18 protein-coding genes are annotated in these 16,334 nt (G+C 63.0%); 14 read left to right on the top strand and 4 right to left on the bottom strand.

Annotated features, from left to right (window positions below):
• Positions 1 to 310 precede the first annotated feature (310 nt).
• The 3 genes from imuA to NCR93_RS08485 are packed head-to-tail and all read left to right on the top strand — an operon-like array spanning position 311 to position 6,137.
• Positions 311 to 1,174, top strand: coding sequence for a translesion DNA synthesis-associated protein ImuA (imuA, locus tag NCR93_RS08495; RefSeq protein WP_175982308.1), 864 nt, complete (start codon positions 311 to 313; stop codon positions 1,172 to 1,174).
• Complete coding sequence (locus tag NCR93_RS08490; protein ID WP_372492604.1) at positions 1,119 to 2,678, top strand: Y-family DNA polymerase; 1,560 nt, start codon at positions 1,119 to 1,121, stop codon at positions 2,676 to 2,678. Before imuA ends, NCR93_RS08490 begins: the two co-directional genes overlap by 56 nt.
• Positions 2,679 to 2,684: 6 nt before the next feature.
• Positions 2,685 to 6,137, top strand: a complete 3,453-nt coding sequence (locus NCR93_RS08485) for an error-prone DNA polymerase (protein ID WP_008349191.1) — start codon at positions 2,685 to 2,687, stop codon at positions 6,135 to 6,137.
• Here the strand turns inward: NCR93_RS08485 and NCR93_RS08480 are convergent.
• Together NCR93_RS08480 and NCR93_RS08475 are read right to left on the bottom strand one after the other, a co-directional pair.
• A complete protein-coding gene (locus tag NCR93_RS08480; protein WP_175982306.1) occupies positions 6,131 to 7,069 on the bottom strand; it encodes a dTDP-4-dehydrorhamnose reductase family protein in 939 nt (312 codons plus the stop codon). The genes NCR93_RS08485 and NCR93_RS08480 overlap by 7 nt on opposite strands.
• Complete coding sequence (locus NCR93_RS08475; RefSeq protein WP_008349193.1) at positions 7,066 to 7,272, bottom strand: heavy-metal-associated domain-containing protein; 207 nt, start codon at positions 7,270 to 7,272, stop codon at positions 7,066 to 7,068. The genes NCR93_RS08480 and NCR93_RS08475 overlap by 4 nt, the downstream gene beginning before the upstream one ends.
• A gap of 97 nt (positions 7,273 to 7,369) precedes the next feature.
• On the opposite strand from NCR93_RS08475, the gene cueR reads away from it, so the two are divergent.
• Complete coding sequence (gene cueR / locus NCR93_RS08470; protein WP_008349194.1) at positions 7,370 to 7,756, top strand: Cu(I)-responsive transcriptional regulator; 387 nt, start codon at positions 7,370 to 7,372, stop codon at positions 7,754 to 7,756.
• Between the two features lie 234 nt (positions 7,757 to 7,990).
• On the top strand, positions 7,991 to 8,137 hold the full coding sequence (locus NCR93_RS08465; protein ID WP_008349196.1) for a DUF3563 family protein: 147 nt from the start codon (positions 7,991 to 7,993) through the stop codon (positions 8,135 to 8,137).
• A 96-nt stretch (positions 8,138 to 8,233) separates the two neighbouring features.
• Here NCR93_RS08465 and copM read toward each other — a convergent pair whose 3' ends face one another.
• Positions 8,234 to 8,632 carry a CopM family metallochaperone gene (copM, locus tag NCR93_RS08460; protein ID WP_175982305.1) on the bottom strand — a complete coding sequence of 133 codons (399 nt, stop codon included), beginning with the start codon at positions 8,630 to 8,632 and terminating at the stop codon, positions 8,234 to 8,236.
• Positions 8,633 to 8,745: 113 nt separating this feature from the next.
• On the opposite strand from copM, the gene NCR93_RS08455 reads away from it, so the two are divergent.
• Positions 8,746 to 9,117 (top strand): hypothetical protein, encoded by a 372-nt coding sequence (locus tag NCR93_RS08455; RefSeq protein WP_008349199.1) that lies wholly within the window; start codon positions 8,746 to 8,748, stop codon positions 9,115 to 9,117.
• A 14-nt stretch (positions 9,118 to 9,131) separates the two neighbouring features.
• Here NCR93_RS08455 and NCR93_RS08450 read toward each other — a convergent pair whose 3' ends face one another.
• Positions 9,132 to 9,977 (bottom strand): 23S rRNA (adenine(2030)-N(6))-methyltransferase RlmJ, encoded by an 846-nt coding sequence (locus NCR93_RS08450; RefSeq protein WP_008349200.1) that lies wholly within the window; start codon positions 9,975 to 9,977, stop codon positions 9,132 to 9,134.
• Positions 9,978 to 10,266: 289 nt separating this feature from the next.
• Here NCR93_RS08450 and NCR93_RS08445 point away from each other — a divergent pair, with 289 nt between their 5' ends.
• From NCR93_RS08445 to hscB, 8 genes are all read left to right on the top strand, one after another.
• On the top strand, positions 10,267 to 11,061 hold the full coding sequence (locus NCR93_RS08445; protein ID WP_175982304.1) for a 3-hydroxybutyrate dehydrogenase: 795 nt from the start codon (positions 10,267 to 10,269) through the stop codon (positions 11,059 to 11,061).
• A 14-nt stretch (positions 11,062 to 11,075) separates the two neighbouring features.
• Positions 11,076 to 12,296 (top strand): DUF3734 domain-containing protein, encoded by a 1,221-nt coding sequence (locus NCR93_RS08440; protein ID WP_008349202.1) that lies wholly within the window; start codon positions 11,076 to 11,078, stop codon positions 12,294 to 12,296.
• 121 nt (positions 12,297 to 12,417) lie between these two features.
• Complete coding sequence (locus NCR93_RS08435) at positions 12,418 to 12,900, top strand: low molecular weight protein-tyrosine-phosphatase (RefSeq protein ID WP_175982303.1); 483 nt, start codon at positions 12,418 to 12,420, stop codon at positions 12,898 to 12,900.
• A gap of 130 nt (positions 12,901 to 13,030) precedes the next feature.
• Positions 13,031 to 13,558 carry a Fe-S cluster assembly transcriptional regulator IscR gene (gene iscR, locus NCR93_RS08430; protein ID WP_008349204.1) on the top strand — a complete coding sequence of 176 codons (528 nt, stop codon included), beginning with the start codon at positions 13,031 to 13,033 and terminating at the stop codon, positions 13,556 to 13,558.
• A gap of 82 nt (positions 13,559 to 13,640) precedes the next feature.
• Positions 13,641 to 14,864, top strand: a complete 1,224-nt coding sequence (locus tag NCR93_RS08425) for an IscS subfamily cysteine desulfurase (protein WP_008349205.1) — start codon at positions 13,641 to 13,643, stop codon at positions 14,862 to 14,864.
• 48 nt (positions 14,865 to 14,912) lie between these two features.
• Positions 14,913 to 15,341, top strand: a complete 429-nt coding sequence (iscU, locus tag NCR93_RS08420; RefSeq protein ID WP_008349206.1) for a Fe-S cluster assembly scaffold IscU — start codon at positions 14,913 to 14,915, stop codon at positions 15,339 to 15,341.
• Positions 15,342 to 15,391: 50 nt separating this feature from the next.
• Positions 15,392 to 15,715, top strand: coding sequence for an iron-sulfur cluster assembly protein IscA (iscA, locus tag NCR93_RS08415; RefSeq protein ID WP_008349207.1), 324 nt, complete (start codon positions 15,392 to 15,394; stop codon positions 15,713 to 15,715).
• An 83-nt stretch (positions 15,716 to 15,798) separates the two neighbouring features.
• The gene (gene hscB, locus NCR93_RS08410; RefSeq protein ID WP_175982302.1) at positions 15,799 to 16,326 is read left to right on the top strand and encodes a Fe-S protein assembly co-chaperone HscB; all 528 of its coding nucleotides are present in this window, start codon (positions 15,799 to 15,801) and stop codon (positions 16,324 to 16,326) included.
• Positions 16,327 to 16,334: the final 8 nt, after the last annotated feature.

Genomic DNA, 16,334 nt, shown 5'->3' with positions numbered 1-16,334 from the left:
GGACCGTGAAACGACTCCACGCCGATGATAGTGCGGATACCCGTGTGAAAGTAGGTAATCGTCAGGCTCCTCATGCTACAAACAAAAACTCCACCCCAAAAAGGTGGGGTTTTTGCGTTTAAGCGCGGTATCCGTGAATCCGGATAACCCGCGCTGCGACTCGCCTCGCGCCCCATCGGCGCATCCTTCTATCTGCCAGCTGTTTACCCTCGCCCGCAAAAATACTGTATAAATATACAGTAAACCGGAGGCCCACCGAGCGCTTGCGCCATGAGCAGGCCCCTGTATTCGCGTCGGACGGGGAAAACTCATGGGTGCAGCACTTTCATTGCTCGACATCGGGCTGACATCGCATCTGCAGCGTCAGGTCTGGCAGGGCAGTCCGGTCAACGATCCCGATTCGAACATCATCTCGAGCGGCTTTCGAGCGCTCGACTTCGCCTTGCCCGGCGCAGGCTGGATGCCCGGCTCAGTCACCGAGTTGCTGATCGAAGAGAGTGGCGTAGGCGAAATCAGACTGCTCGCGCACTCGATCCGCGAACTGACAGCAAGCAAAGGCCGCTCCGTCATCTTCGTCGCGCCACCGTGGAAGCCCAATCTGGCCGCGCTTCGGACGATGAACATCGCGGTGAACAAGCTGGTCTGGGTCAAAGCGGCCGAGGATCAGGTGCTCTGGGCCGCGGAGCAGTCGTTGAAGCAGGAAGGCATCGGCGCAGTGCTGATCTGGCTACCACAAGTCGATGCCAAAGCCTTGCGAAGACTGCAGGTGGCGGCTCAGGAAGCGCAGTCGCTGGCATTTCTGTTCCGCCCGCTCAAAGCGGCGAAGCAATCCTCCGCTGCGCCGCTGCGCATGGTCTGCAAGCCGATACTTCCCGCCAACGCGCAGACGATGAACCGTCGCGAATGGATGCAGGCCGTCATGCTCGAAATCGACATCATCAAGCGGCGCGGCCCATTGCTCGGCAAGCCCTTGCAGTTGAACTTGCCGCTGCAGATGCCTGCGCTGCCCGAACATATTCGTCGGGCGCATCAGGCAAGGAAAGCACGAGAGGTCAAACATGTTGTGGATAGCGGTGACATTGCCGCTTTTATCGCTCGAAGCCGTCAGGCCGCCTTCGATGCCCTCAGCGCCGGCGAACTCGACATCGCCTGGAGCGAGCTCGACGGCGAATGACAATATCGATCAGTCATGCTTCGCGCTAGCCGATCACGCGCGCGTCCTGATGCCCGATCTCGTCGCGTTTCGGCTCGGCGTGCGGCCCGGCAGCACGCGCTCGCATGCGTTCGCGCTCGCGCCCCAACTGACGTTGCTTGCCGTCGACATTCGCGAGGAGCAGAACGCGCTCGAAGCCGTTGCGCTGGCGCTGCTCGCGTTCACGCCCAAAGTCGTGCTCGCGCATGCGAATACGGTACTGCTCGAAGTCGGCGCCAGCATGCGGCTCTTCGGCGGATTGCGCGCGTTGCTGTCCAGCGTGACATCGACGGTTAAAGGATGTGGCTTCACGTCCCGCATGGGCTGCGCGCCGACAGCGTGGGGCGCGTGGCTGCTGGCGCACGCGCGCACGCGCCGGGTCGCGCGGCGCGTACGCATCGTGAAAGAGACGACGCTCGTGCACGTACTCGATGAGTTGCCCGTATCGCTCATCCCATCGGCGCATTCGCACGGCAACGTGTTCGAGCAGATCGGTTGCGCGACGCTCGCCGATTTGCGTCGTCTGCCGCGCAAGGGCGTCGCGCGCCGCTTCGGGCAAGGCGTTCTGCAATGGCTCGCGCAAGCGTACGGACAGGCGCCCGACCCGCGCGAGGCATTTTGTGCGCCGGCGTCGTTCGAAGCGCGGCTCGAATTGCAGGCGCGCGTGGAAAGCGCCGAGGCGCTGCTGTTCGCCGCGCGCCGGCTCGTGCTGCAACTCGCCGGCTGGCTCTCTGCGCATCATGCGGCGGTCAGCGAATTTTCGCTCTTGCTCGAACACGAACTGGCCGCCCGTCACGCGCCGAAAACGTCGACATTCAAGGTGGCGTGGGCCGTGCCGACGCGCGACGCCGACCACATCCTGTGGCTCTTGCGCGAGAAGCTGAATCAGACGACGCTCGCCGCGCCCGTCATCGAGATGAAACTCCTGGCCGACAAGGTCAGCGAGTATGCGCCGCCGCCCGACACCTTGTTTCCGATGCCTGGTTCCGACAGCGAATCGATGGCGCAACTGCTCGAACGCCTGAGCGCGCGGCTGGGCGCGGAGAACGTGGTGCAACTGGTCGCGCGCGACGATCATCGGCCCGAGGCGGCGATGACCGTCGAACCTTATAAGCCCGCAAGCGAAACGAAACCCAAGCGTGGAAAAAAGTCGCCGAAGACGCAAACGGCAAGGGCAGAAGCAGAACCCGAAGTGCAAACGGAGTCAGACGAACCGCTCGAACTTCCCGATCTCGCCGTGCCTCAGCAGCCGCGTCCGTCGTGGATACTCGAAACGCCGCAAAAGCTGATGCTGCGCAACGAGCGGCCGTTCTATCGGCGTCCGTTGAAGCTGATCAGCCGGACCGAGCGTATCGAGGCGGGATGGTGGGACGGCAACGGCGTCCAGCGCGATTACTACGTCGCCGCCGACGATCGCGGGCGCATGTTCTGGCTCTATCGCGAACGTCTTACGGGCGACTGGTTCCTGCACGGTTTTTTCGGATGATGCGCGATGGATGATCTGAACGACATCATCGGTCTGGATGGAGACAACGCGTTTCCCGGCTCGATGTCGGCGTCGGCGTTGTTGCCCGGTTATGCCGAACTGCATTGCCTGAGTAACTTTTCGTTTCTGCGCGGCGCATCGCATCCGCAGGAACTGGCGGCGGCCGCGCTCGAACACGGCTACACCGCGCTCGCGATTACGGATGAATGCTCGCTCGCGGGCGTCGTGCGCGCGCATGCCGCGATCAAGGACATCGAGGCGAAGGCGCAAGCCGACGCCGAAGCCGCGCGGCTTGCCGGCGAGCCGCCGCCCAAGAGCCAGGATCTGAAGCTGATCATCGGCAGCGAACTGCATCTCACGGACGCCGATGGCGAGCCGTTCTGCACGCTCATCGCGCTCGCGACAAATCGGGCGGGCTACGGCAACCTGTCCGAGCTGATTTCGCACGCGCGCGCGCGTTCGCCGAAGGGCAGCTATCGGATCGGTCCGGAAGACTTCACCGATCCCGCCGCTTCATCCGATACATCGGACTTGCGCGGCGATATCGCGCATCTGAAGCACTTGCCCGATTGCCTGCTGATTCTCGTGCCGCAGCGCGCAGCGACGCTCGCCGATACGCTCGATCGCGCGCACTGGCTGGCCGGTTTCGCCGCGGGCCGCGCGTGGCTCGCGCTGGAGCTCTGGCAGGACGGCAGCGACGACGAGCGTCTCGCTTCGTGCCGCGTGATCGCGCAGGCGAGCGGATTGCCGCTCATCGCGGCAAGCGGTGCGCTGATGCACGCGCGCTCGCGCAAGCCCTTGCAGGACACGCTCACCGCGATTCGCCTGAACCGGCCGCTCGCCGAATGCGGCTATGCGCTCGAAGCGAACGCGGAGCGGCATCTGCGCACGCGGTTGCGCATCGGCGCGCTTTATCCGAAAGAGGCGATCCGGGAAACGTTGAAGGTGGCCGCGCGCTGCACCTTCTCGCTCGACGAACTCAAGTACGAATATCCCGAGGAACTGGTGCCGCCCGGCGAGACGCCCGCGAGCTATCTGCGCAAGCGGGTGATGGCGGGCGCGCTGCAGCGCTGGCCGAACGGCATGGACGCCGAGACGATCGGTCTCATCGACAAGGAACTGGCGCTCGTCGCGAAGCTGGAATACGAGAAGTACTTCCTGACGGTCTACGACATCGTCGCGTTCGCGCGCAGCAAAGGGATTTTGTGTCAGGGACGCGGCTCGGCGGCGAATTCGATCATTTGTTATTGCCTCTTCATCACCGAGCTCGATCCGGTGCGGATGGGTCTCCTGATCGAGCGCTTCATCTCGCAAGCGCGCAACGAGCCCCCCGACATCGATGTCGATTTCGAGCATCAGCGGCGCGAGGAAGTCATCCAGTACATCTATCAGAAGTACGGGCGGCATCGCGCGTCGCTGGCGGCGTCGCTCATCACGTATCACACGCGCAGCGCGCTGAAGGATGTCGGCAAGGCGCTCGGGCTCGATGCATCGCTGATCGAGCGCATCGGCAAATCGCAGCAATGGTGGGACGGGCCGTCGGCGGTGGCGGGTTATCTCCGGGAAGCCGGCTTCAGCGACGATTCGCACGTCACGAAGCATCTGATCCGGCTCACGCGCGAGTTGCGCGGCTTTCCGCGGCATTTGTCGCAGCATGTCGGTGGCTTCGTGATCGCGCGGGAACGTCTGTCGCGGCTCGTGCCGATCGAAAACGCCGCGATGAAGGACCGCTGCGTGATTCAATGGGACAAGGACGACATCGATCAGCTGAAGCTCCTGAAAGTCGACGTGCTCGCGCTCGGCATGCTTTCGGCGATCCGGCGCGCGCTCGAATTCGTCGCGCTGCGGCGCGGCGTGCCGGGCTTCGGGCTGTCGCATATTCGTCGCGAGGACAAGGCCGTCTACGAAATGTGCTGCCGCGCGGACACCATCGGCGTGTTTCAGATCGAATCGCGTGCGCAGCAGAGCATGCTGCCGCGCTTGCGGCCTCAGAAGTATTACGACCTCGTCATCGAAGTGGCGATCGTGCGGCCCGGCCCGATCCAGGGCGGCATGGTGCATCCGTATTTGCGCCGCAAGCAGGGCCTAGAAGAGGAGGATTATCCGAAAGAGGAACTGCGGCCGGTGCTCGGCCGCACGCTCGGCGTGCCGATCTTTCAGGAGCAGGTGATGAAGCTCGCGATGGTCGCGGCGGGCTACACGGCGGAACAGGCCGATCAGTTGCGCCGCGCGATGGCCGCGTGGCGCCGCGGCAGTCATCTGGAAAAGTATCAAGCCGATCTCATGCAGAAGATGCTCGCGCGCGGCTACGAGCACGATTTCGCCGCGCGCGTGTGCAAGCAGATCGAGGGTTTCGGCGAATACGGCTTTCCTGAGAGTCACTCGGCGAGCTTCGCGCTGCTCGTCTATTTCAGCGCGTGGATCAAGCGTTACGAGCCCGCGGCGTTTCTGGCCGGCCTGCTGAACAGCCAGCCGCTCGGCTTTTATTCGCCGTCGCAACTCGTGCAGGACGCGCGGCGTCACGGCGTGCCGGTGTTCGCGCCCGATGTTTCGCTGAGTGATTGGGAGTCGGTGCTGGAAGCGCGCGCCGGCGATGGCGAGCGCATCGGGTTCGATGCCGGCAAGGAGCGGCGGCGTCAACAGTTTTACGGCGCGGCAGAGTCGGATCGCGTGTTCCGGAAGACCGTGCAGCGAGCGGCGCGCAGGCTCAGAAAGCGCGTCGAGCTGGATGGACGGCAATACGGCGCGAAAGGGCCAGGCGTGCGGATCGGCCTGCAACTGATCAAAGGTCTGCCGCAAGCGGCGGCCGAGCGGATCATGGCCGCGCGCGCAGAAGCGCCGTTCATCGATGTCGACGATCTCACGCGCCGTGCCGCGTTGTCGCGCCGCGAACTCGAAGCGCTCGCGGCGGGCAATGCGCTCGCGAGCATTGCAGGACACCGGCGTCAGGCGTGGTGGGCGGTCACCGCACAGCAGCGCGCGCCGGAATTGCTGCGCGACGCGCCGATGAGCGAGGCGCCGCTGCTGTTGCCGGAAGCATCGGAAGGTCGCGAAATCGTCGACGATTACGCGAGTCTCGGGCTCACGCTCAATCGGCATCCGCTCGCGCTTTTGCGCGCGAAGCTCGCGCGTATGCGCTTCAAGACCGCGGCCGAACTCGCGGATATCAGAAACGGGCGCTTCGTGCGGGCGTGCGGCATCGTGACGGTGCGGCAGCGGCCGGGCACGGCCAACGGCACGATTTTCGTATCGATCGAGGACGAAACGGGCGCAATCAACGTGATCGTCTGGCCGGGGCTCGTCGAGAAACAGCGCAAGGTGCTGCTAGGCGCGTCGCTGCTCGGCGTGCACGGCGTCTGGCAAATGGAAGGCGAGGTGCGCCATCTGGTGGCGCAGCGGCTCGAAGACCATAGTGCTTTGCTCGGCCGCCTGGCCGCGCCGAGCCGCGATTTTCACTGAGATGAGACGTCCGGATACTTCGCGAGCAGTCTGCCGATCGCGATGTCGAACGGCGTGCGCCGGCCGATGCCCAGCGCTTCCAGCCGGCCGGAATCGAGATGACAGTCGCGCGGGCGCGGCGTCGCGTCCGCGGGCGTGCGCTGCGCAACGAGCTTCGCGTCCACTTTCAGTGCTCGCGCGATGCGTTCGGCGATATCGAACTTCGTCATCGGCTCGTCGCCGGACCATTGCGTGATCCCGGAGATCGTCGCGCCTTTCGCGTGATGTTCGAGCATGCCGCGAATCACCACGGCGACATCGGGCGTGTATGTCGGATAACGCGTCGCCCAGGCGTCCATCGAGGCGGGCGCGCCGGCAGCCTCGGACGATTTCACGATCGCGGGCGTGAGGCTCGTCACCGCAGATTCGCTCCAGTCGGTGAACGGCCCGTAAAGCAGCGGCAGACGCAGCACGCAGGACATCGGATCGCTCGCGAGCAGCGCGCGTTCGCCGTCGAGCTTGCTCTGGCCGTAGGCGTTGAGCGGCGCGGGCGCGTCGTCGGGCAAATAGGGCGGCGACGCGCCGTCGAAGACGTAGTCGGTCGAAATCGACAATACCCATGTGCCGAGCGCGCGCGCTTCGGTGGCGACCACGCTCAACGCCTCGACATTCAACGCGCGCGCGAGCGCCGGATCGTTTTCGCAGATGTCCGGACGCCGCTCCGCTGCCGCGACCACGATCGCATCCGGCGCGAGATCGCGCACGAACGCGCGTACCGCGTCATGGTCGAGCAGGTCGAGCTTCACGCTCGCGGCGTCGGCGCGCCGGTGAGCCGTATGCACGACGCGCCACGTCTGCGTGCTGGGCGCGCTCGCCAGTTCCGTGGCAACCGCCCGGCCCAGCAACCCCGACGCCCCGATCAGCGCGACGGTAAAGCGCTCGTTTTGCCTCATGCCGAAGCGACGCCGACGACCGTATAGCCGGCCTCGTCGATGGCTTCCTTGAGCGCATCGTTCGATTTTGCGGATTCGACGGCGACCTTGCCTCGCTCCAGATCGACGCGAACTTGCGCTTGCGGATCGATTTCCTGAATCGAGCGCGTCACAGCGGCGACGCAGTGCTGGCAACTCATGCCCTGAACTTCGAATTCGGTCATTGCTGTTTCCCCTTGAAAAAGTCCGGATCAACGACATCGTATACCTTGCCATCATGGGAAGGTGTAGAGTCGGAATGACATTTTTCAGGAGCAGACGATGAATATCGGCGAAGCGGCCCGCGCCTCGGGCGTGACCGCGAAAATGATCCGCTACTACGAGAGCGTCGGATTGCTCAATCCGGTCGGACGGACGTCATCGGGATATCGCGTGTATGGCGATCACGAGGTCCACGCGCTGCGTTTCGTGCGGCAGGCACGCCGGCTCGGCTTTCTCGTCGACGATATCCGCAAGCTGCTCGCCTTGTGGCAGGACCGGTCGCGGGCGAGCGCGGAGGTGAAGTCGATTGCGCTGGAACATGTTGCGGAACTGGACCGGCGGATCGCCGAATTAACCGAGATGCGCGACACGCTGTCGCATCTGGCTAACCATTGTCACGGCGACGCGCGGCCGGATTGCCCGATATTGGACAAGCTGGCGCAGTAATGCACGAAAATGGTGCATGTGCAACGACCAGATTGTTGACAATGAGCGAATTGATACGAGAAATCAGTGGTTTAAGCAAGAATGCGGCCTGCACCATTCCGAATCCGAATGCACACTATTCAAGCATTTCACTACCCCGGCACGGACGTTCTCCCCTATAATCCGGGTATTCCCTAACGCGGGTAATCCCTGACCCGAACCGCCAGGGATCTTTCGAAGACCTTGGAGAACACCATGTTTGCATTCCTCATCGAAAAACTGAGCATCTGGTTTGAAGCCGCCGAGCAGCGCCGCCGCGAAGCCTATCTTGCGCAATCGACGGACATCGTCCAGCTTGAACAGCGCATCCGCTCGCTGGAAACGAACGGCTACAACGCTTAAGCGTTTCGTTCCTGGCGTCGAACACGCCCGATGTGAAAGCAAAAGCCCCGCGATTGCGGGGCTTTTGCTTTTTGCTCGTCACGTGGGCGGAGCGTTTTACTGCTTGTGCGGATGCTGCTCCAGCCACTGTTTCATGAATGCGATTTCCTTGTTCTGCGCGGCGATGATGTCCTTCGCCAGCTTGCGCAGCTTGGCGTCCTTGCCGTACTTCAGTTGGACCTTCGCCATTTCCACCGCGCCCTGATGATGCGGAATCATGTGCGCGACGAAATCCCGGTCGGCGTCCCCCGTGTACTCGATGCTCGACATGCCCGACATCATTTTCTGATCGGCGGCCTGGAACGCGGCGGTGGACGAGACGTCCGTCGGCTTCGGCTCGTGCTGTTCCATATTCATGCCTGGCATTGCATCGCTCGCCGGCGCGGCGGTCTGGGCATTCACGCTTGCGCTGCAGAGGATGGTGAAGATGGCAAGTGCGATTCTTGTTGATTTCATCGTATCTCCTGTGGAAGGGGCGGTTGCAAGGCTGCTTATGTGTCGAACCACCTAGCCTAAAGCTTGCCACCGGGGTAAGGTAAAGCGGTTTCGTCTACACAAAAGGGCGCGCGATGCCAGGCCATATCAATGACACGACGAATATCGGGTTCCGCCATCGAATCACGAAAGTCACGCAGGTTTGCATCGCGCTCGCCGCAGTCTTGCCCGGCTCGCAACCGGCGCTCGCCAAGCCGGGCGGCGAACCGCTCGTACTCGATACGCAAACCGGTATCCACAGCGGCGTGAGCGGCACGGTGCTCCAGAGCGGCCCGCTCGGCGGCCCGGGCATGGTGCCGATGGCGACATTGCCCGGCATCCCGCAGGAGGCTCAACCGCCCATCGTCGTTTCACCATACGTCGAATATTCAAGCGGACAGAACACGGTGCCCGTTCAGCCTGGCGGCGGCGTGCGCCCCAGAACTCCGCGCGCGCCTCATCCCTGACCGCGAAACCGTGCTCAGTCGGCGCGATGTTCAAGCTTGAACGAAGCGTTGCCGTCCTCGCCGAGCGCGTCGACGAGGTAGGGCAGTGATTCCTTCAGTTCCTTCGCCAGCGTGTAGGGCGGGTTGATTACGAACATGCCGCTGCCGAACAACCCGAAGCCGTCCGTCGGCGGTTTCCTCACCGTGAGGGCCGCATGCAGCCAGCCGTTCGGCTGGATGGCCTTCAGCTGATCGGCGAAACGCTGCGACTCCTGGCGCGTGACGATCGGGTACCAGACCGCATACGTTCCGGTCGAGAAGCGCTTGATACTTTCTTCGAGGCACGTAATCGTGCGGGCGTAGTCGCGCTTGTCCTCGTACGACGGATCGATCAACACGAGCGCACGCCTCGGCGGCGGCGGAAGAATCGCCTTGATGCCGTCGAAGCCGTCGCCTTCGTAGATCATCGCGCGCCGGCCGGCATCGCGGAAATTGTGGCGCAGCACGTCGATTTCCGTGCTGTGCAACTCGAAAAGCCGCATGCGATCCTGCTCGCGCATCGTGCGCCAGGCCAGATAGGGCGAGCCGGGATAGAAACGCAGACCGCCATCGGGATTCAACGCCTTCACTTCGTCGACATAGTCGGCGAGCAGCGCAGGCAGGTCGCCGCGATCCCAAAGCTTGCCGATGCCCGTCTCGAACTCGGCGTTCTTCGTCGCGAAGCCTTCGGTGAGCGAATACACTCCGGCGCCGGCGTGCGTGTCGACATACCAATACGATTTGTCCTTCTGGCCGAGATAGCGAAGCATCTGAATGACGATCGCGTGTTTCAGCACATCGGCGTGGTTGCCCGCATGAAAGGCGTGACGGTAACTGAGCATGACAGGAGGCCCGCGTCGGGCGCGAGAAGCAAAATGAAAAGGTGCGGCGGAAGGGCGCCTATTCTAGCCGACCCCGTGCGCTGCATGACTCACGACGCCCAGCGCGTGCTGCGGCGCATTGCGTCCTTCATGCACAATAACCGCTCCCGGACTTTCATGAACAGTCGGCCGAATGGCCTAAGCGTTCTGAGTTTCGCCCGACTTTTCCTATGCCGAACGGCCAGCTTGATAGCCGTGCCGACGGATGTTGTCATACACCCGATGTCTTCCCACTGGATAGGAGGTTCGCATGTCATCAAACGGTAAGCTCGACGGCAAGACCGCGATCGTGACGGGCGCGGCGAGCGGTATCGGCAAGGCTATCGCGTCCACGCTCGCCGGCGCGGGCGCGGCGGTCGCCATCGCCGATCTGAATCAGGCGGGCGCGGACGCGGTCGCCGAAGAGATCCGCGGCAAGGGCGGCAAGGCTATCGGCATCGCGATGGACGTGACGAACGAAGACGCCGTCAATCAGGGCATCGATCGCGTCGCTGCGGAACTGGGCTTTGTGGACATCCTCGTGTCGAACGCGGGCATTCAGATCGTCAATCCCATCGAAAACTACGCGTACGCCGACTGGAAGAAGATGATGGCGATCCACGTCGACGGCGCGTTTCTCACCACCAAAGCCGCGCTCAAGCATATGTACAAGGACGATCGCGGCGGGGTAGTGATCTATATGGGTTCGGTGCATTCGCACGAGGCGTCGCCGCTGAAGTCCGCCTATGTGACAGCGAAACACGGCCTGCTCGGCCTCGCGCGCGTGCTGGCGAAGGAAGGCGCGAAGCACAACGTGCGCTCGCACGTCGTCTGTCCGGGCTTCGTGCGTACGCCGCTCGTCGACAAGCAAATTCCCGAGCAGGCGAAGGAGTTGAGAATCAGCGAGGAAGAAGTCGTCAGGCGCGTGATGCTCGGTGGCACGGTCGATGGCGTATTCACGACCGTCGAGGACGTCGCTCAGACCGTGCTCTTCCTTTCCGCGTTCGAAACGGCGGCGCTGACGGGGCAATCGTTCGTCGTGAGTCACGGCTGGTTCATGCAATAAGGAGAACGCGCGGGATGTCGGAAATCGAGAACGAAGAAGTCATAGGACGGGAAAGCGCGCGGACTCGGGCGTCCGCCGGGCAGCAAACCCGCGTGCACCTGCCGCCCTACGAGACGATCGCGCTCATGCTCCAGGGCGGGGGCGCGCTCGGCGCCTATCAGGCGGGCGTCTATCAAGGGTTGCACGAGGCGGACATCCATCCGAACTGGATCGCCGGCATCTCGATCGGCGCGCTCAACACGGCGATCATCGCGGGCAACGCGCCCGAGCATCGCGTGACGCGTCTGCTTGAATTCTGGGAGACGATCTGCCGGCCCGCGTTCGGTTTCCCGTTGCCCGCGTTCCTCGAGCGCGCGCTATTCGATTCCGCCGACGAAATTCGCAAGGCGTTCACCGCGATGCAGGCTTTCGGTGCGATCGTCGAAGGGCAGAAGGGATTTTTCATCCCGCGCTTTCCGCCGCCGTCGCCGATCGCGTCGAGCTCGCCGCAGACCGCGAGCTATTACGACACCACGCCGCTCAAGGCCACGCTCGAGCGGCTTTGCGATTTCGACCGCATCAATTCCGGCGAAACGCGCGTGTCGGTAGGCGCGGTGAACGTCGCGACCGGCAACTTCGCGTATTTCGATAACACGCAGATCCGCTTGCGCGCCGAGCATTTCATTGCCTCGGGCGCCTTGCCGCCGGGCTTCGCCGCAGTCGAGATCGACGGCCAGTTCTATTGGGACGGCGGTCTCATGTCGAACACGCCGCTCTACGAAATCGCGCAGGCGACGCCGCGCCGCGACACGCTCGCCTTCCAGGTCGATCTGTGGAGCGCGCGCGGGCCGGTGCCCGACAGCATCGTCGACGTGATGGGGCGCGTGAAGGACGTGCAGTATTCGAGCCGCACGCGTCTCGTCACGGATCAGATGCAGCGCGCGCAGCGCTACCGTAACGTGTTGCAGCACGTTCTCGATCTCGTGCCCGAAGACGTCCGCGAGAGCGACGAATGGTGCAGGCTCGCCGCCGAACTGGCATGTTCGAAGCGTTACAACATCATCCACCTGATATACCGGCAAAAAGAGTACGAGGGGCATTTCAAGGACTACCAGTTCGGCTTTTCGACGATGCGCGAACACTGGGAAAGCGGTCTCTCCGATATGCGCCGCACGCTTGCGCATCGTGACTGGCTCGACATGCCCAACGGCGAGTCGCGCTTCATCACGCACGACATCCATCGGGACGAGAGATGAAAGCGTTGCGCAAGATGGAATGAGCCGTGTGGGCGAGAATTTGTGCCCCTTTGTATAATTCGGGACGCATTCCGGTGCTGTTTCTATCGACGCCGGACATCACGACTTTTCCCGGCTTTAGATGAACTCGATCGCGGTCTGCTTCGTCTGTCTCGGCAATATCTGCCGCTCGCCCAGCGCGGAAGCGGTGATGCGCGATCTCGTCGAGCGCGCGAAACTGGCCGAGCGCATCGTGATCGATTCGGCGGGCACCGGCGACTGGCACATCGGCGAGCCGCCGGACGAACGCGCGCAAAAGGCAGCGAAGAAGCGCGGCTACGATCTGTCGAACTTGCGCGGCCGTCAGGTCGCCGCGGCCGATTTCGCGCGCTTCGATCTGTTCATCGTCATGGACGACGCCAACGCCGCCGCCTTGGCGGAAGTCTGCCCGTCCGAGCACCGCGACAAGATTCGCCTGCTGATGGAGTTCGCGACGCGCGACGACAGCCGCGTGGTGGTCGATCCCTATTTCGGTGGCGAAGAGGGCTTCGAAAAAGTGCTCGACCAATGCGAGGACGCATGTGAAGGCTTGCTGAAAGCCTTGCGCGCTCAGTTGACTGCCTGAGCGGCGGCGCGGCCGCGCGATCCGAAAAAACGCGTTAAAAGACTACTTATCTCGCCCCGGATACTTGACTAAAAACGTGGGCTATTTATACTTGACGAAAACCATCGAGTATTAGCGTTAGCCCCCAATTATGAGACTCACCACGAAAGGCCGTTTCGCCGTCACGGCGATGATCGACCTGGCGCTGCGCCAGGAGCAGGGCCCGGTGACGCTGGCAGGCATCAGTCAGCGCCAGCGCATCTCGCTTTCCTACCTCGAACAGCTCTTCGGCAAGCTGCGGCGGCATGAGATCGTCGAATCGGTTCGCGGACCGGGCGGCGGCTACAACCTCGCGCGCCGCGCGGAGAACGTCACGGTTGCCGACATCATCATCGCGGTCGACGAGCCGATCGACGCCACGCAGTGCGGCGGCAAGGGCACGTGCGAAGGCACGAAGCAGCACGACGGCCACTGCATGACGCACGAGCTCTGGGCGACACTGAACCAGAAGATGGTCGAGTATCTCGATTCCGTCTCGTTGAAGGATCTGGTCGACCAGCAGCGTGCGCGCGAAGGTTCGTCGGCGGTGCTGCGCGACCGGCGCGCGGAATCGGCTGGCGTCGAGGCCGCGCGTGTCGTGCCCAAGGGGCCGAATTCCATTTTCAATCTGGCCGGATGACATAAACCGCGCCGGCGCGAGCCGCGCGCGCAGACGAAAGCGTCCCAGCCAAGAGCTTTGACCGATTTTCCCGGAGCGACTGATGAACAACGATATTCCCCACCTGCCCATTTACATGGACTACAGCGCGACGACCCCCGTCGATCCGCGCGTGGTGGACAAGATGATTCCGTATCTTCGCGAGCAGTTCGGCAATCCGGCCTCGCGCAGCCACCAGTACGGCTGGGATGCGGAGCGTGCGGTCGAGGAAGCGCGCGAGAACGTCGCGGCGCTCGTGAATTGCGATCCGCGCGAGATCATCTGGACGTCGGGTGCGACGGAATCGGACAACCTCGCCATCAAGGGCGCGGCGCACTTCTACAAGAGCAAGGGCAAGCACATCATCACCGTGAAGACCGAGCACAAGGCCGTGCTCGACACCACGCGTGAGCTGGAGCGCGAAGGCTACGAAGTCACGTATCTCGACGTGAAGGACGACGGTCTCATCGATCTGGAAAAGTTCAAGGCGGCGATCCGTCCGGACACGATCCTCGTCTCCGTGATGAGCGTGAACAACGAAATCGGCGTGATTCAGGACATCGAGGCGATCGGCGAGATCACGCGCGAGAAGGGCATCATTTTCCACGTCGATGCGGCGCAAGCCACCGGCAAGATCGAAATCGATCTGCAAAAGCTGAAGGTCGATCTGATGTCGTTTTCGGCTCACAAGACGTACGGTCCGAAGGGCATCGGCGCGCTGTACGTGCGTCGCAAGCCGCGCGTGCGCATCGAAGCGCAGATGCACGGCGGCGGTCACGAGCGCGGCATGCGTTCGGGCACGCTCGCGACGCATCAGATCGTCGGCATGGGCGAAGCGTTCCGCATCGCGCGTGAGGAAATGGCGACGGAGAACGAGCGCATCCGCATGCTGCGCGACCGTCTGCTGAAGGGGCTGCAGGACATCGAAGAGGTGTACGTCAACGGCGACATGGAACGCCGCGTGCCGCACAACCTCAACATCAGCTTCAACTTCGTCGAAGGCGAATCGCTGATCATGGCGGTGAAGGACGTCGCGGTGTCGTCGGGTTCGGCGTGCACGTCGGCGTCGCTCGAGCCCTCTTATGTGCTGCGCGCGCTCGGCCGTAACGACGAACTCGCGCACAGCTCGATCCGCTTCACGGTCGGCCGCTTCACCACCGAGCAGGACGTCGACTATGTGATCAACCTGCTGAAGAACAAGATCGCGAAACTGCGCGATCTGTCGCCGCTCTGGGAAATGCACAAGGACGGCATCGACATCTCGACCATCCAGTGGGCTGCGCACTAAGCGACCACTGAGCGCCACGCGACACCGAATATTAGGAGAGTTTGAATCATGGCTTATAGCGACAAGGTTCTGGACCACTACGAAAACCCGCGTAACGTCGGCTCGTTCTCGAAGGACGACGACACCGTCGGCACCGGCATGGTCGGCGCGCCGGCGTGCGGCGACGTGATGAAGCTGCAGATCCGCGTGGGCGCGGATGGCGTGATCGAGGACGCGAAGTTCAAGACCTACGGCTGCGGCTCGGCGATCGCATCGAGCTCGCTCGTCACCGAATGGGTGAAGGGCAAGACGCTGGATCAGGCGCTCACCATCAAGAACACGCAGATCGCCGAAGAACTGGCGCTGCCGCCGGTGAAGATCCACTGCTCGATCCTCGCGGAAGACGCGATCAAGGCGGCGGTTGCGGACTACAAGCAGCGTCATGGCGTCGCGGCGCCGGAAGCGGCAGCGGCTGAATCGAAGCAGGCAGCGGCGTAATTGTGACGACGGGCGTCCGGGGCGGCGCCCCGAAGAGAGAAGCGAAGACTATGGCAATCACGTTGACGGATAAAGCGGCACAACACGTGCAGAAGTATCTGACGCGGCGCGGCAAGGGCGTCGGCTTGCGGCTGGGCGTGCGGACGACGGGCTGTTCGGGCCTCGCGTACAAGCTCGAGTATGTCGACGAGCTCGCACCGGAAGACACCGTGTTCGAGTCGTCGGGCGTGAAGATCGTGATCGATCCGAAGAGTCTTCCGTATCTCGACGGCACCGAGCTGGACTTCGCCCGCGAAGGCCTGAACGAAGGCTTCAAGTTCAACAATCCGAACGCGAAGGACGAATGCGGCTGCGGCGAATCGTTCCGCGTCTGACGGGAATGACGCCGGCGGTATCGGCAAAAGAGGCGGCGCGTGCCGCCTTTTTCATTCGCGCACACTGAATTCACAGACATAGCATGGCCACGCTCACCGACAGTCACTTCGATCTCTTCGATCTGCCGCAGACCTTCGCCGTCGACCAGCAGAAGCTCGACGACGCTTATCGCACCGTGCAGGCGCAAGTGCATCCGGACCGTTTCGCCGCGGCCGGCGATGCGCAGAAGCGTCTCGCGATGCAGTGGGCCACGCACGCGAACGAGGCGTATCAGACGCTGCGCGATCCGCTGAAGCGCGCGCGCTATATGCTCGCGCAGCGCGGCATCGACGTCGGCGCGGAGAACAACACCGCGATGGAGCCGGCGTTCCTGATGCAGCAGATGGAATGGCGCGAAAATATCGAGGATGCGGCGAACGCGAAGAACATCGGTGCGCTCGAAGCGCTGCTCGACGAACTGCGCGACGAAGAGCGCATTCGCTTCACCAAGCTCGAGGCGCTGATCGACAGCAAGTCGGATCAGGCGGCGGGCGAGGCCGTGCGTCAGTTGATGTTCATCGAACGCGTGGCGCATGAAATCGGCGCGCAGATCGAACGGCTCGAACACTAAAGGCAAAC

Origin of the sequence: Caballeronia sp. ATUFL_F1_KS39 (assembly GCF_023630985.1) — a bacterium.
Classification (GTDB): domain Bacteria; phylum Pseudomonadota; class Gammaproteobacteria; order Burkholderiales; family Burkholderiaceae; genus Caballeronia; species Caballeronia zhejiangensis.
The sequence above is the reverse complement of the archived record's forward strand: the minus strand, read 5'-3'. Positions and strand labels throughout refer to the sequence as shown.

What these genes read in the sequence shown, in the direction of transcription:
- imuA (WP_175982308.1), top strand. Translation starts at nt 311, where the DNA reads ATGGGTGCAGCACTTTCATTGCTCGACATCGGGCTGACATCGCATCTG.
- iscU (WP_008349206.1), top strand. Translation starts at nt 14,913, where the DNA reads ATGGCTTATAGCGACAAGGTTCTGGACCACTACGAAAACCCGCGTAAC.
- copM (WP_175982305.1), bottom strand. Translation starts at nt 8,632, where the DNA reads ATGAAATCAACAAGAATCGCACTTGCCATCTTCACCATCCTCTGCAGC.
- NCR93_RS08425 (WP_008349205.1), top strand. Translation starts at nt 13,641, where the DNA reads ATGAACAACGATATTCCCCACCTGCCCATTTACATGGACTACAGCGCG.
- NCR93_RS08435 (WP_175982303.1), top strand. Translation starts at nt 12,418, where the DNA reads ATGAACTCGATCGCGGTCTGCTTCGTCTGTCTCGGCAATATCTGCCGC.
- NCR93_RS08440 (WP_008349202.1), top strand. Translation starts at nt 11,076, where the DNA reads ATGTCGGAAATCGAGAACGAAGAAGTCATAGGACGGGAAAGCGCGCGG.
- iscR (WP_008349204.1), top strand. Translation starts at nt 13,031, where the DNA reads ATGAGACTCACCACGAAAGGCCGTTTCGCCGTCACGGCGATGATCGAC.
- NCR93_RS08450 (WP_008349200.1), bottom strand. Translation starts at nt 9,977, where the DNA reads ATGCTCAGTTACCGTCACGCCTTTCATGCGGGCAACCACGCCGATGTG.
- NCR93_RS08465 (WP_008349196.1), top strand. Translation starts at nt 7,991, where the DNA reads ATGTTTGCATTCCTCATCGAAAAACTGAGCATCTGGTTTGAAGCCGCC.
- iscA (WP_008349207.1), top strand. Translation starts at nt 15,392, where the DNA reads ATGGCAATCACGTTGACGGATAAAGCGGCACAACACGTGCAGAAGTAT.
- cueR (WP_008349194.1), top strand. Translation starts at nt 7,370, where the DNA reads ATGAATATCGGCGAAGCGGCCCGCGCCTCGGGCGTGACCGCGAAAATG.
- NCR93_RS08455 (WP_008349199.1), top strand. Translation starts at nt 8,746, where the DNA reads ATGCCAGGCCATATCAATGACACGACGAATATCGGGTTCCGCCATCGA.
- NCR93_RS08475 (WP_008349193.1), bottom strand. Translation starts at nt 7,272, where the DNA reads ATGACCGAATTCGAAGTTCAGGGCATGAGTTGCCAGCACTGCGTCGCC.
- NCR93_RS08490 (WP_372492604.1), top strand. Translation starts at nt 1,119, where the DNA reads ATGCCCTCAGCGCCGGCGAACTCGACATCGCCTGGAGCGAGCTCGACG.
- NCR93_RS08480 (WP_175982306.1), bottom strand. Translation starts at nt 7,069, where the DNA reads ATGAGGCAAAACGAGCGCTTTACCGTCGCGCTGATCGGGGCGTCGGGG.
- hscB (WP_175982302.1), top strand. Translation starts at nt 15,799, where the DNA reads ATGGCCACGCTCACCGACAGTCACTTCGATCTCTTCGATCTGCCGCAG.
- NCR93_RS08485 (WP_008349191.1), top strand. Translation starts at nt 2,685, where the DNA reads ATGGATGATCTGAACGACATCATCGGTCTGGATGGAGACAACGCGTTT.
- NCR93_RS08445 (WP_175982304.1), top strand. Translation starts at nt 10,267, where the DNA reads ATGTCATCAAACGGTAAGCTCGACGGCAAGACCGCGATCGTGACGGGC.